The organism is Xanthomonas boreopolis, from assembly GCF_046529185.1.
GTDB classification, from domain to species: domain Bacteria; phylum Pseudomonadota; class Gammaproteobacteria; order Xanthomonadales; family Xanthomonadaceae; genus Pseudomonas_S; species Pseudomonas_S boreopolis.
This window is the reverse complement of sequence record NZ_CP097162.1, coordinates 1377771-1403386: the sequence shown is the minus strand read 5'-3', so window position 1 is coordinate 1403386 and position 25616 is coordinate 1377771. Positions and strand designations below refer to the sequence as shown.

The window sequence follows — 25616 nt, the reverse complement described above, 5'->3', positions numbered from 1 at the left end:
TTTAACCATACGCCGGAGTCGGTTGCAGTATGTGGACCGCGATCCCCACCTCGAATCCTCCCGGTTCAGGCACTTATATCGCCATACCCCTCAGTATTGACACTCGCGGAGAGCCATCCATACCATTAGGTATGGTTACGACATCCTCCCTCCCTGCAATGCCTCCTGCGCGGCCGCTTGTCGGGGCCGATGCGATGCGCCTGCAGGCGAGCTTCCATGGTCCCGACGACGGCGTGCCCGTGCTGCTCGCCCATGGCTTCGGGCAGACGCGCAGTGCGTGGGAATCCACCGCGAAGGCATTGGCCGATGCAGGCTTCCGCGCGATCTCCTACGACGCGCGCGGACATGGCGAATCGGACTGGAACGCCAAGGACACGCCCTACAGCGGCGAGCAGTTCACCGACGACCTGATCGTCATCGCCGGCGAGATGAGCGAGCCGCCGGTGCTGGTCGCGGCGTCGATGGGCGGGCTGTTCGGACTGCTGGCGGAGGCGCGCTGGCCGGGGTTGTTCCGGGCGATGGTGCTGGTCGACATCACGCCGCGCTGGGATACCCGCGGCGTCGAGCGCATCCTGGCGTTCATGACCGCGCATCCGGACGGCTTCGATTCGCTGCAAGCCGCGGCGGACGCGATTTCCGCCTACCTGCCGCATCGTCCCCGCAAGTCCGAGGACGGATTGCGTCGCCTGCTGCATCCCGATGCCCATGGCCGCTGGCATTGGCACTGGGATCCGCGCCTGATCGCCGAGCTGGCCGGCGGCGATGCCGCGCAACAGCAGGCGGTGATGGTCGAGGCGGCCAGGCAGGTGCGTTGCCCGGTGCTGCTGGTCAGCGGCGGGCGCAGCGACCTGGTCACGCCGCAGACGATTTCCGAATTCATGTCGCTGGTGCCGCACGCGCAGCATGTGCAGCTCCCGGATGCCACCCACATGGTGGCCGGCGACGACAACACCGCGTTTACCGCGGCTGTGCTGCATTATCTGGACTCGCTGCCCCCGGCAAACGTCGCGACGTCCAACCTCATCGAGCACGTCACTGGAGCAAGATCATGAGCATCGTTGTGCCGTTCCTCCTCGTACTGGTAGCGGCCGGTTTCGCCGCCTACCACCGCATGCGCCTGGCCGCCTGGGTCGCCATCGCGGCGACCCTGCTGGTCGCGGGCTGGCTGCTGGGCGCCAATCCCACCGCCACGGCCGTCGCCGCCGTGCTCATGCTGCTGGTGTCGGTGCCGGTGCTGCTGCCGTTCCTGCGCAAGCCGCTGATCACCGCGCCGCTGCTCAAGGTGTTCCGCAAGGTGTTGCCGCCGCTGTCGCAGACCGAGCGCATCGCGCTGGAGACCGGTTCGGTCGGCTTCGAGGGCGAACTGTTCACCGGCGACCCGGACTGGCAGAAGCTGCTGAACTATCCCAAGCCGCAGTTGACCGCCGAGGAGCAGGCCTTCCTGGACGGCCCGGTCGAAGAACTGTGCAAGATGGTCAACGAGTGGGAGATCAACCACGTCCACGCCGACCTGCCGCCGGAGCTGTGGGACTTCATCAAGAAGAACAAGTTCTTCGGCATGATCATCCCGAAGGAGTACGGCGGCCTGGGCTTCTCCGCGCTGGCGCACCACAAGGTGATCCAGAAGCTGGCCTCGGTCAGCAGCGTGGTCAGCTCCACCGTCGGCGTGCCGAACTCGCTGGGCCCCGGCGAGCTGCTGGTGCACTACGGCACCCAAGAGCAGAAGGAGCATTACCTGCCGCGCCTGGCGCAGGGCATCGAGGTCCCGTGCTTCGGCCTGACCGGTCCGTTCGCCGGCTCCGACGCCACGTCGATCCCGGACTACGGCATCGTCTGCAAGGGCGAGTGGAACGGCGCCAACGTGCTCGGCGTCAAGCTCACCTTCGACAAGCGCTACATCACGCTGGCGCCGGTGGCCACGATCATCGGCCTGGCGTTCCGCATGTACGACCCGGACGGCCTGATCGGCGACACCCGGGACATCGGCATCACGCTGGCGCTGCTGCCGCGCGAGACCCCCGGGGTGGAGATCGGCCGCCGCCACTTCCCGCTTAACTCGCCGTTCCAGAACGGGCCGATCCACGGCCGCGAGGTGTTCATCCCGCTGAGCCAGCTGATCGGCGGCGTGGACATGGTCGGCAAGGGCTGGAACATGCTCAACGAATGCCTGGCCGTGGGGCGCTCGATCACCCTGCCCTCCACCTCCAGCGGCGGCGCCAAGTTCGGCGCGGTGGTGACCGGTTCCTACGCGCGCATCCGCAAGCAGTTCGGCCTGTCCGTCGGCCGCTTCGAGGGCGTGGAAGAGGCCCTGGCCCGCATCGGCGGCAAGGCCTACGTGTGCAGCGCGCTGTCGCAGGCCACCGCCGCGGCGGTGGACCGCGGCGACGTGCCGTCGGTGCCGTCGGCGATCGCCAAGTACCACTGCACCACGATGGCGCGCGAGATCGTCAGCGACGTGATGGACGTGATCGGCGGCAAGGGCATCATCCTCGGCCCGCGCAACTTCGCCGGCCGCGCCTGGCAGGCCTCGCCGATCGGCATCACCGTCGAGGGCGCCAACATCATGACCCGCAGCCTGCTGATCTTCGGCCAGGGCGCGATCCTGTGCCATCCGTGGGTGATGAAGGAGATGAAGGCGGCGCAGGACAGCGACAGCGCGCGCGGCCTGGAGGAATTCGACCAGAGCCTGTTCGGCCACATCCGCTTCGGCATCTCCAATGCGGTGCGCTCGTTCTGGTTCGGCCTGACCGGGGCGAAGTTCGGTTCGGCGCCGGGCGACGACTACACCCGCCGCTACTTCCGCAAGCTCGACCGCTATTCGGCCAACCTGGCGCTGATGGCGGACGTGTCGATGATGATGTTGGGCGGCAAGCTGAAGTTCAAGGAATCGCTGTCCGGCCGGCTCGGCGACGTCCTGAGCCACATCTACATGACCAGCGCCATGCTCAAGCGCTACCACGACGAAGGCGCGCCGCAGGCCGAGCGCCCGCTGCTGGCCTGGGCGTTCCACGACAGCGTGCACAAGATCGAGGAGGCGCTGTCGGCCGCGCTGCGCAACTTCCCGATCCGCCCGGTCGGCTGGTTGATGTGGGCGTTGATCTTCCCGCTCGGCCGCCGCGCGGAAGCCCCCGGCGACCGCCTGTCGCGCCGCGTCGCCGCGCTGCTGATGGCGCCGAACGAGGCGCGCGACAGCCTCGCCCGCGGCGTGTTCCTGACCCCGTGCGAGAACAATCCGGGCGGGCGCATCGCCAGCTATCTGGCCAAGGCGGTCGCGGCCGAGCCGGTGGAGCGCAAGTTCCTGAAGGCGCTGAAGTCCAAGGGCATCGAGGCGCTGGAGTTCCCGGCACAGCTGGACGAAGCCGTGGCCGAGGGCGTGATCACCGGCGAGGAGCGCAAGCTGCTGGAGGAGCTGCGCGAACTCACGATGGACACCATCACCGTCGACGATTTCGATCCGCATGAGCTGCGCGCGGCCAGCTACTACGACCGGCACCAGCCGAAGCCGTCGCGCGAAGCGGCCTGATCCAATTCCATCGACACCAGGACGGCGGACCCAGGTCCGCCGTCCTCGCATCCGGTCCCCCGAAATGACGAACCTGCTTTCGCTGTATCGGCGCTTCGCCCGCTGGCCCGCCGGCCACTGGCTGTTCTCGCGCGCGATCTGCCTCAAGGCGCCCTACTTCGCCACGATCGCCCCGCGCATCACCCTGCTCGAACCCGGGCGCTGCGAAGCCCGCATCGCGCATCGCCGCCGCGTGCAGAACCATATCGGCACGGTGCACGCGATCGCGCTGTGCAATCTCGCGGAGCTGGTCGCCGGGGTGATGGTCGACGCCAGCCTGCCGCCGTCGATGCGCTGGATCCCGAAGGGCATGCAGGTGGACTATCTGAAGAAGGCCACCGGCACGATGCACGCCAACGCCACGCCGGCGGTGGCACTGCGCGAATCGGCCGAGGGCTACGACCTGCCGGTGGAGGTCGCGGTGCGCAACACGGCCGGCGAGGCCGTGTTCCAGGCACGGATCATGATGTGGGTATCGCCGCGCCAGCGCGCGGGCGGGTAAGCCGGACCGGTCAGATCCCCAGCCACAGCAACAGCAACCCCAGTGCGGCGGGGACTGCCTGCACGAACAGGATGCGCCGGCTGACGCTCCAGGCGCCGTAAAGCCCGGCCACGGCCACGCAGCCGAGGAAGAACGCGGCCACGTCGGCGCGGCCGGCGATCGCGCCCCAGGCCAGCCCCGCTGCCAGGAAGCCGTTGTAGAGCCCCTGGTTGGCCGCCAGCACGCGCGTGGCCTGCGCCTTCTCGAGCGTGTTGCGGAACGCCTTCAGGCCCGGCGGGCGCGTCCACAGGAACATCTCCAGCACCAGGATGTACAGGTGCAGCGCGGCTACCAGGCCGGTGAGGATCGTCGCAATCGGCGGCATCGCTACATCTGTCCACTCGTCATCGCTGTTCCGCCGATGATACGGCAGCGCCCACGTACTCGATCCGCTTCCAGAGCCGCCAGCCGATACCGGCAGCCAGGAGGGCCGCCGTGGCGCTGATGGCGGCGAATCCGCCGATCGCCATGCCGAGCGACTTCAGCCCGTTCATGCCGGTGGCGATTGCCACGTCGCCGAAGCGCCATACCGCGGTGTCGACCGCATTCTGGCCCTTGTAGCGCACGCTGCGTGGCACCCGCGTGTACAGGCTATGGCGTGCCGGCTCGGCCATGCCGTAGGCCAAGCCGCGGCTGACCACCAGGGCCAACACGGTAGGTGCTATCGGACCGATCAGGATCGGCAAGGAAAACAAGGGCGCGTGCGGATCATGCGAGAACACCACCAGCAGCAATACGGCGATGCTGATCGACGCCCACAGCATGATCAATGCACCGGGCCCCTTCCATGGCAGCAACCAGCGGGTCACGCCGAGCTGGACGACCACCGTCAGCAGATTGCCGGCAAGGTCGACGTCGGCATGGAAGCGGGTGCGCGACACCGCGTCGGCGAAAGTCGCCCCCGAGTAATCGACCATCAGCGCGTAGTTGACCGTGCCGATCCCATCGGCCAGCAGCAGCAGGATCGCCATGCCACGCATGAACGGATCGGTGAAGATCTGCTTCAACCCGTCCCACATGCTGCCGCCGATCGCGTCCTCGTGGCCGGCCTCGTGCCGGCGCGCGCCATGCGCGCTCGCCCAATGGCCCAGCAGCACCACGCAGACCGTGGCGATCCCCAGCAATGTGGCGGAGACCGCCAACAAGGGCGCCACGTCGATCACTTCGACCAACGAACGGGTCAGCGCTGGCCCCACCAGCGCACCGAGCGTGCCGGCAACGGCAATGATCGGGAAGAGACGCTTGGACTGTTCCAGGCTCCAGATGTCGGACATGAATATCCAGAACACCGACACCACGAACAGATTGAACACGCTGACCCAGACGAAGAACACGATTCCCAGCATGCGCGGACTGAGCAGCCCCAGATGGGTGAAGGCAGGAATGAAAGCCAGCTGGCACGCGATGAAGAACAAGTACACCAGAGGCACCAGCTTGCGCCTTGGCCAGCGCGAGGCGAACGCGGCGAACACCGGGGTCAGCACCAGCGTGGCGATGAAGGTGGCCGCGTAGAACCAAGGCAGTTGGGTCGAGCCGACCGCGGCCGACAATTGCTCGCGCACCGGGCGGATTACGTAGTAGGCAGCCAGCACGCAGAAAAAACAGACGAAAGAAATGGCGACGGCACGCCACTCCCCCTGTTTGACCCTTCCCGTGGAAACCCGCCCCGATGCCTGTTCGACCTGCATCCGCTTTGCCCTGCCCGACGAGGCGGGCAGTATACGATGCGGTGCAACAAGGACCGCTCGCCCCATGGAGCCGGCGACAGCACGGCTGCGTCGTCGGCGATGCGGGCTAGCGGACGATGGACCAAGAGAAACGTGCCAGCGATCGCAGCCGGCAGGCGGATAGCATCGCCTGCACCCGCCCCCCGCCGCATGCGGCACGCTTCACGCCGTTTTGATCCCGTAAATCGTGGGTTTTCAATGCGATGCCCATTCATCCTTGCCTTGTTTGTGCAATTCAGAAATGCGGCGCTAGAATCCCGGGAAGGTAGGGCCTTCGGCGGACAGACGTATGAAAGAGAAGAGCAGGCACCGGCGCATGCGGCCGGTCGCATCGGGGTTGCTCGGGATCCTGGTCCCGTTCGCATTGTCTTCCACCGCCCAGACGCCTGCCCCGGTCGCGCAGTCCCTGCAGCCCGTCGCCGGCGCCGCCCTGACCCAACCCGCTCCCTATCGCACCACGCTGGGCACCGCCGACGTGCAGCCGCCTGCCGCCGGCTTCAACGTCGCCGACTTCGAGGCGATGGCCGAGCAGCTCACCTACGGCCAGCGCGTGCCCGGCATGGCCATGGCCATCGTGCAGGGCGGCCGCGTGCTCAGCGCCAAGGGCTACGGCGTCACCAACGTCAACAACCCCGAACCGGTCGATGCGCATACCGTGTTCCGGCTCGCCTCGCTGTCCAAGGCCTTCGCCGGCACGATGGCCGGCCTGCTGGTCAACGATGGCGTCCTGCGCTGGGACAGCAAGGTCACCGACTACGTCCCGGGCTTCCAGCTCAGCGATCCCCAGGCGACCCGCCAGCTCACGGTGGCCGACCTGCTCAGCCATCGCGTCGGCCTGACCCGCAACGCCTACGACCGCGACATCGAATCCAACGCCGACTACTACACCCTGACCCATCGCCTCGCCTCGGCGCCGCTGCGCTGCGCGCCGGGCGAGTGCTACGCCTACCAGAACGTCGCCTTCAGCCTGGTCGGCGACGTGGTGTTCGCCGCCTCGGGCAGCTTCTACGAGCAGTCGGTGGAGCGCAGGATCTTCAAGCCGCTCGGCATGAACGACGCCAGCCTCGGCCTGGCGGGCATCCAGGCCAGTCCGCGCTGGGCGCGCCCGCACGTGCGCAGCCGCAACGGCTGGGTGTCGCTGATGCCCAAGCCCACCTACTACCGCCTGGCTCCCGCCGCCGGCGTCAACGCCAGCGCCAGCGACATGGCGCAGTGGCTGCTGGCGCATACCGGGCATCGCCCCGACGTGCTCCCGGCCCCGCTGCTGGCCACGCTGCACGCCTCGCTGATTTCCACGCCGGGCGAGATGCGCTCCGGCTGGCGCCATCAGCGCATCAACTCGGCCGGTTATGCGCTCGGCTGGCGCGTGTTCGACTATGCCGGGCACCAGGTGGTCTTCCATGCCGGCGCGGTGCAGGGGTATCGCGGCCTGGTCGCATTGCTGCCCGAGCGCGACCTGGGCATCGCCATCATGTGGAACGGCGAGAGCAGCCTGCCCTCGGGGCTGATGCCGACCATCCTCGACCGCGCGCTCGGCCTGCCGGCGCAGCGCTGGCTGGACATCGACGTGGACAGCGACTTCGGCAGCGACAACATCCTGGCCGACAAGCCCGACCCGAAGAAGAAGGGAGCTTCGTCCAGCAGGTCGGTGGCCTCGCCGCGCTGAGCGCCACCTGCGGTCCCACCGTGGAAGGCGGCTCCGGCCGCCTTTTTCGTGCCTGCGCGGCCGGGCCCGTCGCGCGCCTGGCCCGGGCATAAAAAAACTCCCTCCCCGCTGGGCACCGGGGAGAGAGTTTATGGGGTGCGACCGGGATCGATCAGATCAGCGGAGCCGGGGTCGCCGGCAGCGCAACCGGAGCAGCCTTCTTCTTGCGGGCAGCAGGCTTCTTCTTGGCAGCAGCCTTCTTCGCCGGCTTCTTGGCAGCCTTCTTCGCAGTCTTCTTGGTGGCCTTCTTCGCCGCCTTCTTGGCGGTGGCCTTCTTGGCGACCTTCTTCACCGCCTTCTTGGCGGTCTTCTTGGTAGCCTTCTTCGCCGTCTTCTTGGCGGTGGCCTTCTTGGCGACCTTCTTCACCGCCTTCTTGGCGGTCTTCTTGGTGGCCTTCTTGGCGACCTTCTTCACCGCCTTCTTGGCGGTGGCCTTCTTAGCGACCTTCTTCACCGCCTTCTTGGCGGCAGGTTTCTTCTTCGCAGCTTTCTTCGTGGCCATGGGATGGCTCCTCGTCAGTGAAGTATGAAGTTAAAACGCCCAGTTGAACCAAATCCGCGGCGATGGACTGCCTGCGGGAACCGCCAACACGCGAAGCGTGGCTCGGCGGATACAGAAACACCCGCATCAGGCGCCGACGCGGGTGCTTGCTCGGGGACGATGCTGCTTTTCTTGGAGGGAAGCTGGCCCAACTCCACCCTCGTAGGTTTGCCGGTGGACGCGTGGGTTGTGCTTGTCGCCAGAATGTCGATTCGGCTCACTCTCTTCGGCAGCATCGTCTGCTGGGGCGAAACCTAATCACGGTTTTTTTTACTGTCAACACTCGCGCGCAATTTTTTTTCCGGCCCGCCCGGACGCTGCCGGGCACGGCGCCAGGCGGTGGCGAAAGAAGTGCCACCGGCCTTGCCCGCACGCGCGCACCGCCGCCGCCACGCATCGAAAAAAAAAGCTTGTTTTCAGCTGCGCGCGCGCATCGCGCGCATGCAGGCGCACGCCATCCAGGCATCGCCGCCGCCGCGCGCCCGCCTCGGCGGAAAGCGCAACCGCGTCTGTCTGCCGCCTGAAAATTTTTTTCGCCGAAGGCGCCGTTCCGGCGTCGCACAAGCGGAAATGCGCAAACTTCGAACACCTCCGAGGCGCGTCGAAGACTCGCGCCTCGTGCCTGCCGGAGCAGGAAACGGTCTTCGACGCGGCATGTCCGACCGTTCGCATTCCTCGTGCCAACTCACGCGGCGCTCACGTCGACCGGCACCTCGTCCGGAAACGAAAACGGCCGCTTGCGCGGCCGTCCTCGACGTCGTCGGATCGCGGGTGGACTCAGTGGTCCTCGTCCGCGAGCAGTTCGGCGTAGTCGTCGGGCGAGAGCAGGTCGTTGAGCTGGTCCGGGTCGCTGACTTCCACCACGAAGATCCAGCCGTCGCCGTAGGCATCCTCGTTGATGGTCTCCGGCTTGTCGCTGAGCGCCGAGTTCACCTCGACCACAGTGCCGCTGACCGGGCTGTAGACGTCCGAAGCCGCCTTGACCGACTCCACCACGGCCGCGCCGGCGCCCGCCTCGACGGTGTCGCCGACGTTGGGCAACTCGACGTAGACCAGGTCGCCCAGCAGGCCTTGCGCATGGTCGGAAATGCCGACGGTGACGCGGCCGTTGCCTTCGACACGTGCCCACTCGTGGGACTTGAGGAACTTGAGGTCGCCTGGGATCTCGCTCATGGGTATGCTCCGGGGAAACAGGGTTCGTGACAGGAAGATAGTTTAGAGGGTGTCATGCCGTTTTAGACGGACGCCCGTGCGCAGGCGCGGGCATCCACGGCATCGGGGATGGCGCACATATAAATAAAGTGTGCGCCCGGCGTCAGCCGAGCACGCCGGGCTGCGCCTGGCCATCGCGCACGAACGGGAACTTGACCACGCGCACCGGCACTTCCTTGCCGCGGATGTCGACCCGCACCTGGCCCGGTTCCCCGGCCGGAATGCGCGCGAACGCGATCGCCTTGCCCAGGGTCGGCGAGAACGTGCCGGAGAGGATCTCGCCCTCGCCGTTGGCGGTGAGCACCTTCTGCCCATGGCGCAGCACGCCCTTCTCGTCCATCACCAGCCCGACCATCTGGCGCGGGGCGCCGGCGGCCTTCTGCTGCTCCAGCACGCCGCGACCGATGAAGTCGCGGCCTTCGTCCAGCGCGACCGTCCAGGCCAGCGCCGCCTCGTACGGCGAGACCTGCTCGTCCATGTCCTGCCCGTAGAGGTTCATGCCGGCTTCCAGGCGCAGCGTGTCGCGCGCGCCGAGCCCGGCGGGCTTGACGCCGGCCTGCAGCAACGCGTTCCAGAACGCGACCGCCTTGTCTTCCGGCAGGACGATCTCGAAGCCGTCCTCGCCGGTGTAGCCGGTGCGGGCGACGAACAGCGGCACGCCGTCGGTCGAGCGGGCCTGCAGCGCGGCGAAGCGACCGAGCTTCTCGGCGGCGGCGCGGTCGCCCTCGACCAGCAGGCCGATCACCTTGGCGCGCGCGTTCGGCCCCTGCACGGCGATCATGGCGAAGTCGGGGCGCTCCTGGACCTGCACGCCGAACGCCGCCGCCTGCTCGCCGATCCACGCCAGGTCCTTCTCGCGGGTGGCGGCGTTGACCACCAGGCGGAAGAAGTCCTCGGCCTGGTAGTAGACGATCAAGTCGTCGATCACCCCGCCCTGCGCATTGAGCATGCAGCTATAGAGCGCCTTGCCCGGCACCTTGAGCTTGTCGACCGAATTGGCGAGCAGGCGGCGCAGGAAGTCGCGCACGCGCGCGCCATGCAGATCGACCACGGTCATGTGGCTGACGTCGAACATGCCCGCGTCGCGGCGCACCTGGTGGTGCTCGTCGATCTGCGACCCGTAATGGATGGGCATGTCCCAGCCGCCGAAGTCGACCATCTTGGCGCCGAGCGCGCGGTGGGTGTCGTTGAGAACCGTCTTCTGGGTCATGGCCGGAGTCCGTAAGGGAAAGTCCGGCATTATCCCATGGGGTCGGACCCAGGGAGGCCAGGGTTCGGACTCGGGACAAGCATCCTTGCCTGGGTTCGGCGCCAGGCGACCCGGTGCTTTTTTGCTTTTCGCAGGAGGGACTCCAGTCCCTACAGGTAGGCCGGCAAAGCCCGTCGGGACTGAAGTCCCTCCCGCAACAGCATTCCATCCGGGGCAGGCTGTCGCTTCGCCGAGTCCCGAGTTCCCATGCCCGGGTCCCGGCCTTCCCGCCTCAGGCCCGCTCCACCCTCAACGTCATCCCGTCCACGGCGACGACCCTGACCGAAGTGCCGGCCGGCAGTTCCGGGCCGGCGACTACCCAGAACGCATCGTCGACCTTGGCGCGCCCCTGCCCGTCGCGGATCGGCTGGTCGAGCACGACCACGCGCCCGACCAGTTGCTCGGCGCGGCGGTTCAACAAGGGCCGATCGCTCGGGCGGTCGCGGTGGCGGAACCAGGTCCGGTAGATCTGGATGGAGACGAAGCTGAGCAGCACGAACGCCACCACCTGCAGCAGCAGCGAGGTTCCCGGCACCAGCAGCACGCCGACGAACACCACCGCCGCGGCCAGCCCCATCCACAGCATGAAGGCGCCCGGCGCCATCGCTTCGGCGGCGAACAGCAGCAAGGCCACCGCCGCCCATCCCACCACGTCCCAGCGCATGGCTCAGTTCCCGAAACGAGGCGGTTGCGGCGGCCGTTGCGAGGCGGCTTCGTTCGACCTGCCCAGCGCTTCCTTGGCCAGGTCGGCGATGCCGGCGATGGATCCGATGATGCCGGAGGACTCCATCGGCATCAGCACGAACTTCTGGTTGGGCGCGGTGGCCAGCTCGCGGAACGCCTCCACGTACTTCTGCGCGACGAAATAGTTGATCGCCTGCACGTTGCCCTGGGCGATGGCGTCGGACACCATCTGGGTCGCCTTGGCCTCCGCCTCGGCCAGGCGCTCGCGCGCCTCGGCGTCGCGGAAGGCGGCCTCCTTGCGGCCTTCGGCCTCCAGCACCGCGGCCTGCTTCTCGCCGTCGGCGCGCAGGATCTCGGACTGGCGCGATCCCTCCGCCTCGAGGATCTGCGCGCGTTTCTCGCGCTCGGCCTTCATCTGCCGCGCCATCGCGTCGACCAGGTCGCGCGGCGGCTGGATGTCGCGGATCTCGATACGGGTGACCTTGATCCCCCACGGGTTGGTCGCGTGGTCGACCACGCTCAGCAGCTGCGCGTTGATGGTCTCGCGCTGGCTCAGCGACTCGTCCAGGTCCATCGAACCGATCACGGTGCGGATGTTGGTCTGCACCAGCGCGATCGTGGCGACCTCCAGGTTGGCCACTTCGTACGCCGCCTTGGCCGCGTCCAGCACCTGGAAGAACACCACCCCGTCCACGCGCACCACCGCGTTGTCCTTGGTGATGACGTCCTGGCTGGGTACGTCCAGCACCTGCTCCATCATGTTCACCTTGCGCCCGACGCCGTACACGATCGGGATCAGGAAGTGCAGGCCGGGGCTCATGGTGTGGGTGTAGCGCCCGAACTTCTCCACCGTCCATTCGTAGCCCTGGGGCACCATCCGCACGGTCTTGAACAGCACGATCACGCCGGCGACCAGCACCACCAGCGCCAGGAATCCATTTGAGAACATCGTCTTCTCCTTTTCGGTTACGCGAACGGGATCCAGTATGCCGGAAGCCCGGGGTCAGAACGGGATGCGCCGCAGCAGGATGTCGCGGAACATCACCTAGTCGCCCATGAACGAGTAGAACGGGTGCCGGAACGTGGCCGGCCGGTTCTTCTCGAAGAAGAAGTGCCCCACCCAGGCGAAGCCGTAGCCGCAGGCCAGCGCGGCCAGCAGCCACCATGGCTGGCCGCGCACGATGGCGAGCAGCACCAGCAGCAGCACCCCGCAGCTGCCTACGAAATGCAGCCGGCGCGAGGTGCGGTTGGCGTGTTCGCTCAGGTAGAACGGATAGAACTCGGAGAAATTCCGGAATCGCTTCATGGCCCTGCCCTCCCGCCGGCAGCATACGCCCGCCATGGGCGCTGGCGATCAGGCCGGGCGGGGCGAGAACATGATGACGGCCATGCCGAGCAGGCACAGGCCGGCGCCGAGCAGGTCCCAGCGGGTCGGCACGATCGCGTCAACCCACCACAGCCAGAGCAGCGCGGTGGCGATGTAGACCCCGCCGTAGGCGGCATAGACGCGGCCGGAGGCGGCCGGGTGCAATGTCAGCAGCCAGACGAACAGCGCCAGGCTGAATGCGGCCGGCACCAGCAGCCAGGCGCTGCCCTGCCTGCGCAGCCACAGGTACGGCAGGTAGCAGCCGACCAGCTCGGCCAGCGCCGTGAGCACGAACAGCAGCAGCGTCTTCACGGGATGCCGCGCTCGGCCAGCTTAGCGCGCAGCCAGTAGCGCTCCTGCTCTTCGAGCGGCAGCTGCGCCAGCGAGGTGCCATCCGCGGCCGCCGCCGCCTCCATCGCGCGGAACCGGCGTTCGAACTTGAGATTGGCGTGGCGCAGCGCCGCGCCAGGATCGACCTTGGCATGGCGGGCGAGATTGGCGCAGACGAACAGCAGGTCGCCGATCTCGTCCTGCAGGCGCGCGTGGTTGCCCTCGACCGGCCCGCGCGCGAGTTCCTCGCGCACCTCGCCGATCTCTTCCAGCAGCTTTTCGATGACCGGCTCCGGGCCGGGCCAGTCGAAACCGACCCGCGCCGCCCGCGACTGCAGCTTGGCGGCGCGCATCCACTCCGGCAGGCCGCGCGAGATGCCGGCCAGCGCGGAGTCGTCGGCATGCCCGGCGTCCTTGCGCTCCTGGCGCTTGATCGACTCCCAGTTGGCGGCCACCGCCTCGGCGTCCTCGACCTCGGTCCGGGCGAACACGTGCGGATGGCGACGGACCAGCTTGTCGCAGATCGCAGCGACCACGTCGCCGAACCCGAACGCGCCCTGCTCGGACGCCATCTGCGCATGGAACACGACCTGCAGCAGCAGGTCGCCCAGTTCGTCCTTCAGTCCTGCCAGGTCGTTGCGGTCGATGGCGTCGGCGACCTCGTAGGCTTCCTCCACGGTATAGGGCGCGATGCTCGCGAAGGTCTGCTCCAGGTCCCACGGGCATCCGCCGTCGGGATCGCGCAGCCGCGCCATGATGCGCAGCAGTTCGATGATGTCGCGCTGTCCGGGGTTGCTCGGCTGGTCCACGCCGTGGCTCCGCATAGTCGTTGAAAATCCAGTTGGCAAGCCCTTCTCCCGCTGGGGCGATAAGGCACGCGCGCCGCTGGCGTGGGGCCAGGGTGCGGGTTGGGGCGAGGATACGGGCGAAGCCTCATGCAACCAAGCAACGCGAGGCTTCGCTCGTACCCTCGTCCGCCTCTTTGGGACCCCGCGCTTCGCGCCCCGGCCTGGCGCAGCGCGCCAAGCCTCCAGGCGCGTGCGAACCCATGGTTCGCAAACAGCACGCCCTCCCCCGAAGGGAGAAGGGCACATGATGCCTACGACTGTGCCAGCCAGTCCCGCCACGGCAGCGCGGTATCGCCCAGCGCGACGAAATCGCCGTTGAGCAGGCTCTCGCGACGGTTGTAGCGGAAGGTCTTGCCGGTCGCGGCGGACACCAGCGCGCCGCCGGCGGACAGCAGCACGCATTGCCCGGCGGCGGTATCCCACTCGGAGGTGGGGCCGAAGCGCGGATACACGTCCAGCTCGCCTTCGGCGATGCGGCAGAACTTGAGCGAGGAGCCCTGCGCGACCAGTTCGATCTCGCCCATGCGCGCCAGCGCCGCCTCGGTGCGGGCGTCGCGGTGCGAGCGGCTGGCCGCCACGCGCAGCGGCGCATGCGCGGGACTGCGCACGCGCAGCGCGGTGTCGTATGCCCCGTCGCGACGGTACGCCTGCTCGCCGCGCATCGCGTGCCAGACGCGGCCGTCCACCGGCGCCTGCACCACGCCGAACACCGGCGTGCCCATGTGGATCAGGGCGATGTTGACGCTGAATTCGCCATTGCGCTTGATGAACTCGCGGGTGCCGTCCAGGGGATCGACCAGCCAGTAGCTGGTCCACTGCTGGCGCACGGCCCAGGGCACCGCGGCCGATTCCTCCGAGAGGATCGGCAACTCCGGGGTGAGCCGCGCCAGCCCCTGGACGATGACGCCGTGCGCGGCCAGGTCGGCTTCGGTCAAGGGGCTGCGGTCGCTCTTGGTCTCGACGTCGAAGTCGCGCGCGTACACGTCCATGATCGCGGCCCCGGCATCGGCGGCGATCGCGATCACGGTCTCGCGCAGGTCGGCGGTGAGGCGGATCATGCCTGACGCCCCAGCCACTCGCGCGCGATGAAAAGCGCGGCCAGCGAACGTCCTTCGGAGAAGTCCTCGCGCAGCATCAGCTCGTCCAGGCGCGCCAGTTTCCACGGCACCACTTCCAGTTCCTCCGGCTCGTCGCCCGGCAGGCGCTCCGGGTACAGGTCGCGCGCCACCACCAGCCACGACTGGTGGGTCATGTAGGTCGGCACCAGCGTCATCGCGCGCAGCACGACCAGGTCGCGGGCGCCGTAGCCGGCCTCTTCCTTCAGCTCGCGGTCGGCGGCCTGCTCCGGCGTCTCGCCGGCATCGATCCGGCCCTTGACCAGGCCGAGCTCGTAGCGGTGCACGCCGGCGGCGTACTCGCGCACCAGCAGCACGGTCTCCCTGTCCAGCATCGGCACCACCACCACCGCGCCGTGGCCCTGGCTGACCTGGCGGTGGTAGAGGCGGCGTTCGCCGTTGGAAAACTCGAGATCAAGCTGCTGGCGGCGGAACCCGCCGTCGGCGATCTCGGTGACCTTGTGGATGGTCGGCAAGGAACGGCTCATGGCCACCACGCGCCACGATGGGCGGCCGGCAGGGCCGATAGAATGCGCGGATGCAGAAACATGTTCATGAACCCGGAATGCTAGCAGACGCCAACGACGCAGGGCTGTCGGCCCGCTGGCGCCAGCGCGACCTCGAGGTGGTCTGGCACCCTTGCACGCAGATGCGCGAGCACCCCGACACGCTGCCGCTGGTGCCGGTCGCGCGCGGCGACGGCGCCTGGCTGATCGGCCACGACGGCCGCCATTACCTGGACGCGGTCAGCAGTTGGTGGACCAACCTGTTCGGCCATGCCGAGCCGCGCATCGGCGCGGCGATCGCGCGCCAGGCCACGCAGCTGGAGCAGGTGATGCTCGCCGGCTTCACCCACGAGCCGGCGGTGCAGCTCGCCGAGCGCCTGCTGGCGATCGCGCCGCGGCAGCCCGGGCGCGCGCCGCTGGCCAAGGTGTTCTACGCCGACAACGGCTCGGCGGGCGTGGAAGTGGCGCTGAAGATGGCCTTCCACTACTTCCGCAATCGCGGCGAGGAACGCCGCACGCGCTTCGTCGCGCTGGAGAACGGCTACCACGGCGAGACCATCGGCGCGCTGGCGGTCGGCGACATCCCGCTGTACCGCCGCGTGTACGCGCCCTTGCTGGCCGAGGCGCTGTTCACTCCCTCGCCCGACGCCTACCTGGCCGCGCCGGGGCAGTCCGCCGCCGAGCGTGCGCTGCACGCCGCCGATGCGCTGGCCGACCTGTTCGACCGGCACCCGGGCGAGATCTGCGCGGTGATCCTCGAACCGCGCCTGCAATGCGCCGGCGGCATGCGCATGCACGACCCGGTGTACATCAAGCGTGTGCGCGAGCTGTGCGACGCGCATGGGGCCTTCCTGATCGCCGACGAGATCGCCACCGGCTTCGGCCGCACCGGCACGATGTTCGCCTGCGAGCAGGCCCAGGTCGTGCCGGACCTGTTGTGCCTGTCGAAGGGCTTGACCGGCGGCTTCCTGCCGCTGGCGGCGGTGCTGGCCACGCAGGAGCTGTACGACGCCTTCCTGGACGATTCGCGCGAACGCGCCTTCCTGCATTCGCACAGCTATACCGGCAACCCGCTGGCGTGCGCGGCGGCGCTGGCGACGCTGGACATCTTCGAGCAGGACCAGGTGCTCGAACGCAACCGCGCCACCGCGGAGACGATGCGCCAGCTGGCGATGCCGTTCCGCGACCACCGCCACGTCGCCGACGTGCGCCAGGCCGGCATGGTGCTGGCGTTCGAACTGGCGCGCGACGGCGGCAGGCGCACGCCGTTCCCGGCCTCGGCCCGGGTCGGCCTGCGCGCCTACAGGGCGGCGCTCAAGCGGGGCGTGGTGCTGCGCCCGCTCGGCGACGTGCTGTACTGGATGCCGCCGTACTGCATCGACGAGTCCCAGCTGGCGCTGCTGGCCGAGACCACCCTGGCCGCGATCGAGGAGGCCGCCGCATGCGCCTGACCCGTTGCCATGTCGGGCAGCCGTTGCAGGCCGGCAGCGAGGTCGCGCTGCCGGAAGACGCCGCCAACCACCTGCTGCGCGTGCTGCGGCTGCGCGAGGGCGATGCGTGCGTGCTCTTCAACGGCGACGGCCAGGACTACGCCGCCGTCGTCGCCGCCGCCGGCAAGCGCGATGCCCGGGTGCGGATCGAATCGGCGCAGCCGGTGGCGAACGAGTCGCCGCTGCGGATCACGCTGGTGCAGGGCATCGCGCGCGGCGAGAAGATGGACCTGATCCTGCAGAAGGCCACCGAGCTGGGCGTGGCCGCGGTGATCCCGGTCAATGCCGAGCGCACCGAGGTCAAGCTCGACGCCGCCCGTGCCGAGAAACGCGTGGCGCACTGGCACAGCGTGATCGTCTCGGCCTGCGAGCAGTCCGGGCGGGCGACGCTGCCGTCGCTGGCGCCGCCGGCCGCGCTGAACCAGCTGGCGGCCCGGCTTCCCGCCGATGCGTTGCGGCTGACGCTCGACCCGCAGGGCGAACACGCGTTGAAGTCGATGGCGGTCGCCACCGCGCAGGTCGTGGTCGCGATCGGCCCGGAGGGCGGCTGGTCGCCGCGCGACCGCGAGGTGCTGGCGCAGGCCGGATTCCAGGGGCTGCGACTCGGGCCGCGCATCCTGCGCACCGAGACCGCGGGCCTGGCGGCGATCGCGGCGTTGCAGGCGCGGTTCGGGGATCTGTAGGGCGCCAGGAGAGACCCGGCGCCGACGCCATGACGAACGCGTCGCCACGCGCCAGGAAGGGGGAACGGCAACAGCCTGATCGTTCCCCCTCCCTGGCGCGTGGCGACGCGTTTATCTACAACGCGGCTGACGGTTCCAAGAGGCGCGCCTCGATCGCTTCCAGGTCCGGCAGCAACGCGCTCTGCTCGCCGAGCAGCACCCGCATGTGCACGCCCTGCGGCAGCGCGTCCTCCGACGCGTCGACCAGCAGGCCGTCGCGCGGCACCGAGATCAGCTGCGGGAACGACGTGGTCAGCAAGGCGAAGTACGGCAGCGAGGAATGCCCGCCCAGCGCCTTCAGCACGATGACCTTGTTGTTGACCGCCGGCGGCTCCTCGCCGAGGCCGCTGAAACGCACCAGCGACAGCAGCGGCACCTTCCAGCCGTGCCAGGCGATCCGGCCGACCAGCCAGCGCGGCGCGTCGGCCAGCGGCTCGACCGGCACGCGCGACATCACTTCGGCCACGGTCGCGTTCGGCAGCAGCAGGCGTTCCTGGCCGGCCTGGATCAGGACGCCGCGGATTTCGTCGTTGTTGGCGTAGCTCACTGCACTCTCCGATGTCAGGCCGGCCAGCGCTCGGCCAGCGCCTGCGCGAGTTGGGACGGGTCGGCCGTGGGCCGGCCGTGCAGCGCCAGCCGCGAAGCCGCCGCCGGGTCGTAGCAGCCGTCCACCGACTGCCCGGCCACCCAGGCGCCGGCCTGCGCCGCCGCCAGCACGCTTTCGACCAGGGTTTCGCTGGCGCCGCTGAGCAACAGCACGGCACTGTCCGCCGCCGGCAGCGACGCGACCAGCGCGGCGGCATCGTCGCCGGCGACGAACGCCAATCCGCCCTCCGCCTCGGCCACCGACACGCCATCGGACAGGATGTAGACCTTGCCCGGCCGGATCGGCAACCCGGCTTCGCCCAGTTCGACCGGCAGCGTCGATACGCGGCCCATCTGGCGCACCAGGTTGCCGTACTGGCCGCCGTTCAACGCCATCCGCACCAGGACGGCGCGCGGGAACTCGGCAGGCAACGCGGACAGCAGGCGGCGTATCGCATCCGGCCCGCCGATGCCGGCGATCACCAGCACCGCACCGGCCGGCGAGCCTGCCTCCTCCTCGATCGCGACCAGGGCCAGGTCGCCGGTCGCCAGGTCGGAGAAATCGCGCGCGACGCGCGGGGTCTCGTCCACGGCCACGTCGACCAGGCCCCAGGTGCTGGAATCGCCCAACGCCTGCATGGGCGCGGGGGCCGCGACCCCGGCAGGGCCGGCGCCTGGGCCCGGCACGTCCACCGGGTCGAACAGGGCATCGCCCGGCACGCGGTCGAGCTCGAACGCCGCCGCTTCCAGGTGCGCGTCCACCGGGTGGTGCGAATGCAGTTGCGCCGGCGTGACCGGCAGGCCGGGCTCGGGCAGGAAGGCGGGTTCGACTTCCGCGCCGGGCGGCAGCACGTCGCCATGCCCGTGCAGCTTGGCCGCCAGGTGGCGGGCCCAGCGCTGCGCGTCCCAGCCTTCGCGCCGGGCGGCGAGATCGGCCTCGTCGAAGATCACCGTCAGCCCGGGCGCGCTCAGCGCCGGTTCGAGCGCGTCCAGCGCATCCTCGATGGCCGGCTCCAGCGCCACCAGCACCGCGACCGGTTCGGCATCGCGCAAGGCCTGCGCATCCACCGCGGCCGGCTCGTCTTCCAGCACCACATGCGCGCCGGCCAGCGCGAGCGCCTCGCGCAGGCGCTCGCGCGCGGGACCGGCGCGCCCGAGCAGCGCGACCGGCTTGGCTTCACCTGCGGGATTACTCGCGGACACGGGCGATCCCCAGCAGGTCGTACACGTTTCGCATCAGATCCAACTCCTGGTAGGGCTTGCCCAGATACCGCTGCACGCCGATCTCGAACGCACGCTGGCGGTGCTTGTCGCCGCTGCGCGAGGTGATCATCACGATCGGCACGGCCTTGAAGCGCGCGTCCGCGCGCATCGCCGTGGCCAGCTCGTAGCCGTCCATGCGCGGCATCTCGATGTCCAGCAGCATCAGGTCGGGGATGCGCTCTTCGAGCTTTTCCAGCGCTTCCACGCCGTCGCGCGCGGTGACCACCTCCAGGTTGTGGCGCTCCAGCACGCGGCCGGTGACCTTGCGCATGGTCAGCGAGTCGTCCACCACCATCACCAGCGGCGCGATGCGCTGCACCTCGGCCGGGGCCTCGATCACCGGGCGCGCCGGCTGGGCGAGATGGCGGCGCACCAGCGGCGCGACGTCGAGGATGACGACCACGCGGCCGTCGCCGGTGATGGTGGCGCCGTAGATGCCCGGCACCGAGGCGATCTGCAGCCCGACCGGCTTGACCACGATCTCGCGGTTGCCGAGCACCTGGTCGATCGCCACCGCCGCGCGCAGTTCGCCCGAGCGCACCAGCAGCAGCGGCACCTGCGCGGCGCCGTCGGCGGTGGCCGCGGCCTGCCCGACCAGCGTGCCCAGGTCGTACAGGGTGTAGTCCTCGCCGCCGTAGCGGTAGCCGCCCTCGCCCGAGTCGTAGCGCGCGCGGGCGATGCGGCCGATACCGCTGACCGAGGCGACCGGCACGGCGAAGGTGGTCTCGCCGATGCGCACGAACACCGCCTGCGTGACCGCCAGCGTCTGCGGCAGGCGCAGGGTGAAGGTGACGCCCTCGCCGCGTACCGAGTGGATGTCGACCGAACCGCCGAGCTGGCGCACCTCGTTGCGGACCACGTCCATGCCGACGCCGCGGCCGGCCAGCTGGCTGACCTGTTCGGAGGTGCTGAAGCCGGAGGCGAAGATCAATTCGTCCAGTTCGCTGTCGGCGAGCGCCTCGCCGGGCGCGACCAGGCCACGCTGCTCGCCGCGGCGGCGGATCGCCTCGCGGTCGAGGCCGGCACCGTCGTCGGCCACTTCCAGCACGATTTCCGAGCCCTCGCGGCGAAGCCTGAGGGTGATGGTCCCTTCCTCCGGCTTGCCGGCCGCCCGCCGCGCGTGCGGCGCCTCCAGGCCGTGCGCGACCGCGTTGCGCAGCATGTGCTCCAGCGGCGCGACCATGCGGTCGAGCACGTTGCGGTCGAGCTCGCCGTGGGTGCCGTCGAGCACCAATTGGACCTGCTTGCCGGTTTCGCCGGCGGCCTGCCGCACCACGCGGCGCAGGCGCGGCACCAGGCCGTCGAACGGCACCATGCGGGCGCGCATCAGGCCTTCCTGCAGTTCCGAGCTGACCCGCGACTGCTGTTGCAGCAGGCTGTCGTACTGGCGCGCCAGGTCGTCGAGCACGCCCTGCAGGCCGGCCAGGTCGGCGGCCGATTCGTTCAACGCGCGGCTGAGCTGCTGCAGGGTCGAAAAGCGGTCCAGCTCCAGCGGATCGAAGTCGCGGTCGCCATGCTCCTGCTCGCGCTGGTAGCGCGCGACGATCTGCGCCTCGGTCTCCAGGTCCAGGCGGCGCAACTGGTCGCGCAGGCGGACGTTGGTGCGGTCGAGTTCGGCCATCGCGCCGCGGAACGCGCCCAGCTGCTGTTCCAGGCGCGAGCGGTAGATCGCCACCTCGCCGGCATGGTTGACCAGGCTGTCGAGCAGGTCGGCGCGCACGCGCACCTGCTCTTGCTGCACGCGCGGCAGCAGTTCTTCCTCGGGCTGCGGCTCGAGCGGCACCGGCGCGGACAGCGGCGCCGGTTCGACCAGCTCGGCGGCCGGCCTGGGCCGGGCGAACGCCACGGGCGCCTCCACGGCAGGCTCGCCGCGGCCCTGGGTCCGCGCCTCGAATGCCTCGATCAGATCGACCGGCATCGCCACCGCGCGATGCTGGCCAGTCAGCACCAGCAGGCGGTGCAGCCGGTCGAAGCCGCGTTCCAGCAGGCCCACGTCCTCGCGCGCCAGCGCGGTGCGCTGCGCCGCGACGGCTTCCAGCAGCGACTCGATGCCGTGGCCGAGGTCGCCGATGGCATTGATGCCGGCCATGCGCGCGCCACCCTTGAGCGTGTGCAGGTCGCGCTGCAGCCCGATCAGGAGCTCGCGCTCGTCCGGCGTCTCGCGCAGGCCGGCGAGCAGGCTGTCGCAATGGTCGAGCAGGTCCTTGCCCTCCTCGACGAAGATGTCCACCAGCTCGCTGTCCAGCTCCTGGAAGTCGAGCGGGCCGAGGTCGTTCGGGTCGGCCTCGGCGGTCGCGGCCTCGGCTTCCACCGCGGCCTGCATGTCCGCCGGCGCGTCGATCGCGGGCGGCTCGGCGACGTCGAATGCCGCATGCGCGTCGAGGTCGCTGGCCTCTTCGTGGCCTTCGGCGGCGAGGGCTTCCTCGGCCACTTCGGCCAGCTCCCGCAGATCGGCCGGCGCATCGTCCTGGCCGTGCTCGATGGCCACGCCGGACAGCCCGGCGAACTCCGCGACGGCCGGCAGCCCGGCATGCGGTTCGTCCTGGGCTTGGTCTTCGTGGATGACCGTTCCCGGCGCTGCCGCGGCGGTTTCCCGGTCGAACGGGATCCCGCCATCGGCATCGTTCGCCGGTTCGCCTGCGATCGACGACGCATCGAACGCCACATCGGCCACGTGTTCTTCCGATCCAACGAACTCGGGCGCTTCCAGCGTGATGTCTTCCACTTCGCCGAACGCATCCGCATCGGCGGGATCGGCGTCGCTTGCACCATCGTCCGCCTGGGCCATGGCCGGCGCATCGCCGATGGCTGCCGCTTCGGCGTCGGTCTCGGCTTCGGTTTCGATCTCGGCGGGCGCTTCCGGAGCGTCGAGGAAAGCCTCGGCTCCGGCCGACGGGAACCCGAGCGGCTCCACCGGCAGCGAAGCGGCCGGCTCGACGCTTTCCGCCGGCTCGACCGGCAACGGCGCGTGGATCTCCGCCGCCGCCAATGCCGACTCGTCGAGGTAGGCGCTCAGGTCCTCCACGCCGGTGAGCTCGCCGGGCTGCTCCGGGACCGACGGCGGCTCGGCTTCCAGCTCGGCTTCCTCGTCGAAATGCTGCAACGGCCACTGCGCCTCGGGCAGGCTGTCGGCCAATCCGCGCATGCGCGTGGCCAGCGCCGCGAACGACGGCACCCGCGGCGACTCGGCCTGGAGCGCGTCGATGGTGGCGGAAATGGCGGAGGCGGTCGCGCCGAGGCCCTCCACGCCTTCGTGCGAGGGCGTCACGCCCGCCGCCAGGGCGCGCTTGACGTAGCTTTCCGCCGGCAAGGTCACCGAGGTGATCTCGGGCACGTCGGTCATCGCGAACGCGCCGCTCATCGTGTGCACCGCGCGCAACAGCGCCTCGGTCGCCGGCTGCGGCTCGACCTGCGAGGCCTGCAGCCAGGCGTGCACGGTTTCCAGGTGGGTGGCGACCTCGGCCTCGAGGATCTCGCGCAGCACGCTGTCCACGGACGCCGGGGTGCCCTCCGCCGCCTGCACGGGTTCGACGGGGTCCGCGTCGGCATGCGGGACGTAGAAGGTTTCCTCGCCGGCGCCGATGCGGTCGGCCACCGCCTCCATCGCCATCAGGTCGGCATGGACCGGCGTGCCGTGGCGCAGGGCGGCATTGAGCTGCGGCAACACGGCATAGGCCCGCTCGACCATCGCCACCACCGCCGGGCTGGGCGGACGGGTGCCGTCGAGCACGCGGTTGAGCATGCCTTCGATCTTCCAGCTGAACTCGCCGAGGGTACGCGCGCCGACCAGGCGGCCGCTGCCCTTGAGCGTGTGGAACACGCGCCGGATCGGCCGCAGGTTGTCCAGGCTGCCGGGCGCGGCGAGCCAGACCGGCAGCAGTTGGGACAGGTTGGCGAGCTCCTCGTCGAACTCCTCGAGGAACACCTCGCGGATGTCGTCGTCGATCTCGCCGCCGCTGTCCTCGAATCCGCCCTGCACCGCGAGCGGCGCCGAGGCGACCGGTTCGGCCGGCGTGGGCTCGGCCTCCTCGGGCGCTTCGGGTTCGTCGAGCGAGAACCCGGCCGCGGCCGCATCCAGCTCCGCAAGGAACGCACGCGCGGCCTCGTCGAGTTCGATCTTGCCGATCACCGCCTCGTGCACGCCCGGTTGCGCCGCGGAGAACGCGGGCTCGGCGTCGGGAACCGGGACGGCCTCGATCCGCTCGACGAACGGATTGTCCTCCTCGATCGCCAGCGGCTGCACGGCCTCGCCGTCCGCGCCGGCGACATCGGCCGGTGCCGGTACGGGCACGGCCTCGTCAGGTTCGGCCGCGTCGGCTTGCGGCTCGCCGACGAACACCGCATCGACAGGCACCTCGGCCAGGAACGGCGGCGTGATCGCGGCGGCCTCCGGCGCGGCCAGCTCCGCGAGCGCGTCGTAGGCCCTCGCCGGCGCCTCCGCCACGGCCGGCGCCGGGACGTCGTCGAGCGCCGCCGCATCGAAGGTATAGCGGATCTCTTCCGCCCCGGCCGGCGGGTGCTCCACGTATTCGGCCGCCACCGGATCGAATGCCGACGGTGCCGCGCCCTGCCCGGCGAAATCGTTGCGCCAGTGCGCGGGGGCCTGGCCGCCGTCGACCGACAGGTCGATCGGCGCGACCTGCGCCTGCGGCAAGCCATCGAGCCCGTGCAGCGCTTCTTCCGCCGCCACCGGATCGAAGGAGAACGCGCTGCCCGCCGCCTCGGCAGGCGCATCGCCAGGTGCGGCCACGTCGGCCGGACCGCGTTCCGGCTCCGCCGGGGCGAGCGTCCAGGCCTCCATCGCCAGCGTGGCTTCGGCTTGGGCGGCAACGGCAGGCACCGCCATTGCCGGTGCCGGGTGCCATTGCGGCTCGGCCGCCGCCGTCGCCACCGGCAATGGCCAGTAGCGCAGGGTCTCCAGGCTGTTGCGGGTGATGTCGAGGATCTCTTCGCGCCCGGGGCGGCGCTCGCGCAGCGCCTCCAGGTAGTACTCGAGGCTGGCCATCGCGTCGGCGAGGGTGTCGAGCTGGCGCCCGCTCGGGATGCGCCGCTTGTCGATCAGCTCGTGCTGGACATAGCGGCGCACGCCTTCCAGGTAGTCGGCCGGCTGCGGCAGGTCGAGGATGCGCATGGCGCCGCCGACCTCGTCGAGCAACGCCGGCACGTCGGCCAGGCGCGCGTGATCCCAGTTGGTCTCGATGAACGCGACGAAGTGCTCGCGCGCGGCGGCGAAATTGGCGATCGCCTCGTGCGCCAGCACCTCCACGGTGCGGCGCACTTCGGACGCGTTGGCGCTGGCGCCGGCGTCGTCGCCGCCCTCGGCATAGGCGCCGAGATTGGCGACCTGGTCGTCCAGCGAGGCATCCACGTAGAGCAGCGCGCCGGCGATGTCGAGCAGCAGGCCTTCGTCGATCGCCTGCTGGCCGTCGACGATGCGGCGCAGCGCATCGCGCTGCTGCACGACCACGTTGCGGGCCACGCCGAGCCCCATCATGCCCAGGGTGTCGGCAACCGCGCCCAGTTCGGCGACCTGGGCCTGCAGTTCGGCCGGCTCGCCGCCGGTGCGCAGGTGCAGGTCCAGGGCGTCCTTGACCCGCAGCAGTTCCTCCTTGACCGCGTTGCCGACCGTGTCGAGCAGTTCGCGATTGCGCCCGCTCAGGCTGCCGCGGGCATGCTCGAGCTCGGCCGGGGTGGCGTTGCCGGCGTCCGGGTTGAACGCGAACAGCACGCTCTCGCTCAACCCCGGTTCGCCGCGCGCGGCGCGGATCTCGTTGAGCAGCGGCAGCAGCACGATCGGGATGTCGCGATGGCCGTTCTGCAGGCGCTCCAGGTAGTCCGGCAGCAGCACCGTGCCGCGCATCAGCATCGCGCAGGCCTCGTCGCGGTCCTCGATCCGGCCGGCCTGCACGGCCTGGGCGAGCAGTTCCAGTTCCTCGGCGACCATCGCCGGGGCGTACAGCTCCACCATCCGCAAGGTGCCTTGCACCTGGTGCAGGTAGCCCGCGCAGAAGCGCATGCGGCCGGTGTCGGAAGGCGCCTCGGCGAAGGCCTCGATCTCGGCCCGCGCCTGGCGCAGGGTCTCGTCCAGCTCCGGCTTCACCCAGCCCAGCGCCGCGTGGTTCATCGCATCGGCCAGCGCGCTCATCGCATGCTCCCCGGCGCGCGCGCCG

At 69.7% G+C, this 25616-nt stretch carries 21 protein-coding genes and 1 pseudogene; 6 read left to right on the top strand and 16 right to left on the bottom strand.

The features are described from left to right. The first annotated feature begins 194 nt into the window (after positions 1 to 194). From M3M27_RS06230 to M3M27_RS06220, 3 genes are all read left to right on the top strand, one after another. Positions 195 to 1052, top strand: coding sequence for an alpha/beta fold hydrolase (locus tag M3M27_RS06230; RefSeq protein WP_434027495.1), 858 nt, complete (start codon positions 195 to 197; stop codon positions 1050 to 1052). Continuing rightward, a complete protein-coding gene (locus M3M27_RS06225) occupies positions 1049 to 3523 on the top strand; it encodes an acyl-CoA dehydrogenase (protein WP_140719106.1) in 2475 nt (824 codons plus the stop codon). Before M3M27_RS06230 ends, M3M27_RS06225 begins: the two co-directional genes overlap by 4 nt. Before the next feature lie 64 nt (positions 3524 to 3587). After that, complete coding sequence (locus tag M3M27_RS06220; protein WP_434027494.1) at positions 3588 to 4064, top strand: hotdog fold domain-containing protein; 477 nt, start codon at positions 3588 to 3590, stop codon at positions 4062 to 4064. 10 nt (positions 4065 to 4074) lie between these two features. Here the strand turns inward: M3M27_RS06220 and M3M27_RS06215 are convergent, their stop codons facing one another. Then, positions 4075 to 4428: a DUF1304 domain-containing protein gene (locus M3M27_RS06215; RefSeq protein ID WP_434027493.1), complete on the bottom strand. Its 354-nt coding sequence runs from the start codon at positions 4426 to 4428 to the stop codon at positions 4075 to 4077. Between the two features lie 19 nt (positions 4429 to 4447). Beyond that, complete coding sequence (locus M3M27_RS06210) at positions 4448 to 5791, bottom strand: NTP/NDP exchange transporter (protein ID WP_434027492.1); 1344 nt, start codon at positions 5789 to 5791, stop codon at positions 4448 to 4450. A gap of 328 nt (positions 5792 to 6119) precedes the next feature. Here M3M27_RS06210 and M3M27_RS06205 point away from each other — a divergent pair, with 328 nt between their 5' ends. Beyond that, complete coding sequence (locus M3M27_RS06205) at positions 6120 to 7496, top strand: serine hydrolase domain-containing protein (RefSeq protein ID WP_140719110.1); 1377 nt, start codon at positions 6120 to 6122, stop codon at positions 7494 to 7496. Between the two features lie 151 nt (positions 7497 to 7647). Here M3M27_RS06205 and M3M27_RS06200 read toward each other — a convergent pair whose 3' ends face one another. The 11 genes and pseudogenes from M3M27_RS06200 to nudE all read right to left on the bottom strand — a co-directional run bounded on the left by M3M27_RS06200 (position 7648) and on the right by nudE (position 15368). Next, positions 7648 to 8037, bottom strand: a complete 390-nt coding sequence (locus tag M3M27_RS06200; RefSeq protein WP_177497529.1) for a hypothetical protein — start codon at positions 8035 to 8037, stop codon at positions 7648 to 7650. A 315-nt stretch (positions 8038 to 8352) separates the two neighbouring features. Then, positions 8353 to 8748 carry a hypothetical protein gene (locus tag M3M27_RS06195; protein ID WP_434027491.1) on the bottom strand — a complete coding sequence of 132 codons (396 nt, stop codon included), beginning with the start codon at positions 8746 to 8748 and terminating at the stop codon, positions 8353 to 8355. A 105-nt stretch (positions 8749 to 8853) separates the two neighbouring features. Continuing rightward, on the bottom strand, positions 8854 to 9249 hold the full coding sequence (gene gcvH / locus M3M27_RS06190; RefSeq protein WP_434027490.1) for a glycine cleavage system protein GcvH: 396 nt from the start codon (positions 9247 to 9249) through the stop codon (positions 8854 to 8856). Between the two features lie 142 nt (positions 9250 to 9391). Next, positions 9392 to 10498, bottom strand: coding sequence for a glycine cleavage system aminomethyltransferase GcvT (gene gcvT / locus M3M27_RS06185; RefSeq protein WP_434027489.1), 1107 nt, complete (start codon positions 10496 to 10498; stop codon positions 9392 to 9394). Between the two features lie 271 nt (positions 10499 to 10769). After that, positions 10770 to 11201, bottom strand: coding sequence for an NfeD family protein (locus tag M3M27_RS06180; protein ID WP_140719116.1), 432 nt, complete (start codon positions 11199 to 11201; stop codon positions 10770 to 10772). Between the two features lie 3 nt (positions 11202 to 11204). Beyond that, a complete protein-coding gene (locus tag M3M27_RS06175) occupies positions 11205 to 12170 on the bottom strand; it encodes an SPFH domain-containing protein (RefSeq protein ID WP_140719118.1) in 966 nt (321 codons plus the stop codon). A 96-nt stretch (positions 12171 to 12266) separates the two neighbouring features. Further along, on the bottom strand, positions 12267 to 12527 hold the full coding sequence (locus M3M27_RS06170; protein WP_434027488.1) for an Mpo1-like protein: 261 nt from the start codon (positions 12525 to 12527) through the stop codon (positions 12267 to 12269). A gap of 48 nt (positions 12528 to 12575) precedes the next feature. Beyond that, on the bottom strand, positions 12576 to 12899 hold the full coding sequence (locus M3M27_RS06165) for a YnfA family protein (protein WP_140719122.1): 324 nt from the start codon (positions 12897 to 12899) through the stop codon (positions 12576 to 12578). Between the two features lie 8 nt (positions 12900 to 12907). Then, a pseudogene (gene mazG / locus M3M27_RS06160) lies at positions 12908 to 13741 on the bottom strand (nucleoside triphosphate pyrophosphohydrolase); the annotation flags it as partial. A gap of 275 nt (positions 13742 to 14016) precedes the next feature. Beyond that, positions 14017 to 14823 carry a 3'(2'),5'-bisphosphate nucleotidase CysQ gene (cysQ, locus tag M3M27_RS06155; protein ID WP_434027487.1) on the bottom strand — a complete coding sequence of 269 codons (807 nt, stop codon included), beginning with the start codon at positions 14821 to 14823 and terminating at the stop codon, positions 14017 to 14019. Beyond that, complete coding sequence (gene nudE, locus M3M27_RS06150; protein ID WP_140719128.1) at positions 14820 to 15368, bottom strand: ADP compounds hydrolase NudE; 549 nt, start codon at positions 15366 to 15368, stop codon at positions 14820 to 14822. Before nudE ends, cysQ begins: the two co-directional genes overlap by 4 nt. Positions 15369 to 15418: 50 nt before the next feature. On the opposite strand from nudE, the gene bioA reads away from it, so the two are divergent. Together bioA and M3M27_RS06140 are read left to right on the top strand one after the other, a co-directional pair. After that, positions 15419 to 16837 carry an adenosylmethionine--8-amino-7-oxononanoate transaminase gene (bioA, locus tag M3M27_RS06145; RefSeq protein ID WP_140719130.1) on the top strand — a complete coding sequence of 473 codons (1419 nt, stop codon included), beginning with the start codon at positions 15419 to 15421 and terminating at the stop codon, positions 16835 to 16837. Further along, the gene (locus tag M3M27_RS06140; protein ID WP_434027486.1) at positions 16828 to 17559 is read left to right on the top strand and encodes a 16S rRNA (uracil(1498)-N(3))-methyltransferase; all 732 of its coding nucleotides are present in this window, start codon (positions 16828 to 16830) and stop codon (positions 17557 to 17559) included. Before bioA ends, M3M27_RS06140 begins: the two co-directional genes overlap by 10 nt. Before the next feature lie 115 nt (positions 17560 to 17674). Here M3M27_RS06140 and M3M27_RS06135 read toward each other — a convergent pair whose 3' ends face one another. The 3 genes from M3M27_RS06135 to M3M27_RS06125 are packed head-to-tail and all read right to left on the bottom strand — an operon-like array spanning position 17675 to position 25591. Continuing rightward, positions 17675 to 18145, bottom strand: a complete 471-nt coding sequence (locus tag M3M27_RS06135; RefSeq protein ID WP_140719134.1) for a chemotaxis protein CheW — start codon at positions 18143 to 18145, stop codon at positions 17675 to 17677. Positions 18146 to 18159: 14 nt separating this feature from the next. Then, positions 18160 to 19386 (bottom strand): chemotaxis protein CheB, encoded by a 1227-nt coding sequence (locus M3M27_RS06130; RefSeq protein ID WP_434027485.1) that lies wholly within the window; start codon positions 19384 to 19386, stop codon positions 18160 to 18162. After that, positions 19373 to 25591 (bottom strand): Hpt domain-containing protein, encoded by a 6219-nt coding sequence (locus M3M27_RS06125; RefSeq protein ID WP_434027484.1) that lies wholly within the window; start codon positions 25589 to 25591, stop codon positions 19373 to 19375. The genes M3M27_RS06130 and M3M27_RS06125 overlap by 14 nt, the downstream gene beginning before the upstream one ends. Positions 25592 to 25616: the final 25 nt, after the last annotated feature.

What these genes read in the sequence shown, in the direction of transcription:
- M3M27_RS06175 (WP_140719118.1), bottom strand. Translation starts at nt 12,170, where the DNA reads ATGTTCTCAAATGGATTCCTGGCGCTGGTGGTGCTGGTCGCCGGCGTG.
- nudE (WP_140719128.1), bottom strand. Translation starts at nt 15,368, where the DNA reads ATGAGCCGTTCCTTGCCGACCATCCACAAGGTCACCGAGATCGCCGAC.
- M3M27_RS06210 (WP_434027492.1), bottom strand. Translation starts at nt 5,791, where the DNA reads ATGCAGGTCGAACAGGCATCGGGGCGGGTTTCCACGGGAAGGGTCAAA.
- M3M27_RS06195 (WP_434027491.1), bottom strand. Translation starts at nt 8,748, where the DNA reads ATGCGAACGGTCGGACATGCCGCGTCGAAGACCGTTTCCTGCTCCGGC.
- M3M27_RS06125 (WP_434027484.1), bottom strand. Translation starts at nt 25,591, where the DNA reads ATGAGCGCGCTGGCCGATGCGATGAACCACGCGGCGCTGGGCTGGGTG.
- M3M27_RS06220 (WP_434027494.1), top strand. Translation starts at nt 3,588, where the DNA reads ATGACGAACCTGCTTTCGCTGTATCGGCGCTTCGCCCGCTGGCCCGCC.
- M3M27_RS06200 (WP_177497529.1), bottom strand. Translation starts at nt 8,037, where the DNA reads ATGGCCACGAAGAAAGCTGCGAAGAAGAAACCTGCCGCCAAGAAGGCG.
- M3M27_RS06140 (WP_434027486.1), top strand. Translation starts at nt 16,828, where the DNA reads ATGCGCCTGACCCGTTGCCATGTCGGGCAGCCGTTGCAGGCCGGCAGC.
- M3M27_RS06215 (WP_434027493.1), bottom strand. Translation starts at nt 4,428, where the DNA reads ATGCCGCCGATTGCGACGATCCTCACCGGCCTGGTAGCCGCGCTGCAC.
- gcvT (WP_434027489.1), bottom strand. Translation starts at nt 10,498, where the DNA reads ATGACCCAGAAGACGGTTCTCAACGACACCCACCGCGCGCTCGGCGCC.
- M3M27_RS06225 (WP_140719106.1), top strand. Translation starts at nt 1,049, where the DNA reads ATGAGCATCGTTGTGCCGTTCCTCCTCGTACTGGTAGCGGCCGGTTTC.
- M3M27_RS06205 (WP_140719110.1), top strand. Translation starts at nt 6,120, where the DNA reads ATGAAAGAGAAGAGCAGGCACCGGCGCATGCGGCCGGTCGCATCGGGG.
- cysQ (WP_434027487.1), bottom strand. Translation starts at nt 14,823, where the DNA reads ATGATCCGCCTCACCGCCGACCTGCGCGAGACCGTGATCGCGATCGCC.
- M3M27_RS06170 (WP_434027488.1), bottom strand. Translation starts at nt 12,527, where the DNA reads ATGAAGCGATTCCGGAATTTCTCCGAGTTCTATCCGTTCTACCTGAGC.
- gcvH (WP_434027490.1), bottom strand. Translation starts at nt 9,249, where the DNA reads ATGAGCGAGATCCCAGGCGACCTCAAGTTCCTCAAGTCCCACGAGTGG.
- M3M27_RS06230 (WP_434027495.1), top strand. Translation starts at nt 195, where the DNA reads ATGCGCCTGCAGGCGAGCTTCCATGGTCCCGACGACGGCGTGCCCGTG.
- bioA (WP_140719130.1), top strand. Translation starts at nt 15,419, where the DNA reads ATGCAGAAACATGTTCATGAACCCGGAATGCTAGCAGACGCCAACGAC.
- M3M27_RS06180 (WP_140719116.1), bottom strand. Translation starts at nt 11,201, where the DNA reads ATGCGCTGGGACGTGGTGGGATGGGCGGCGGTGGCCTTGCTGCTGTTC.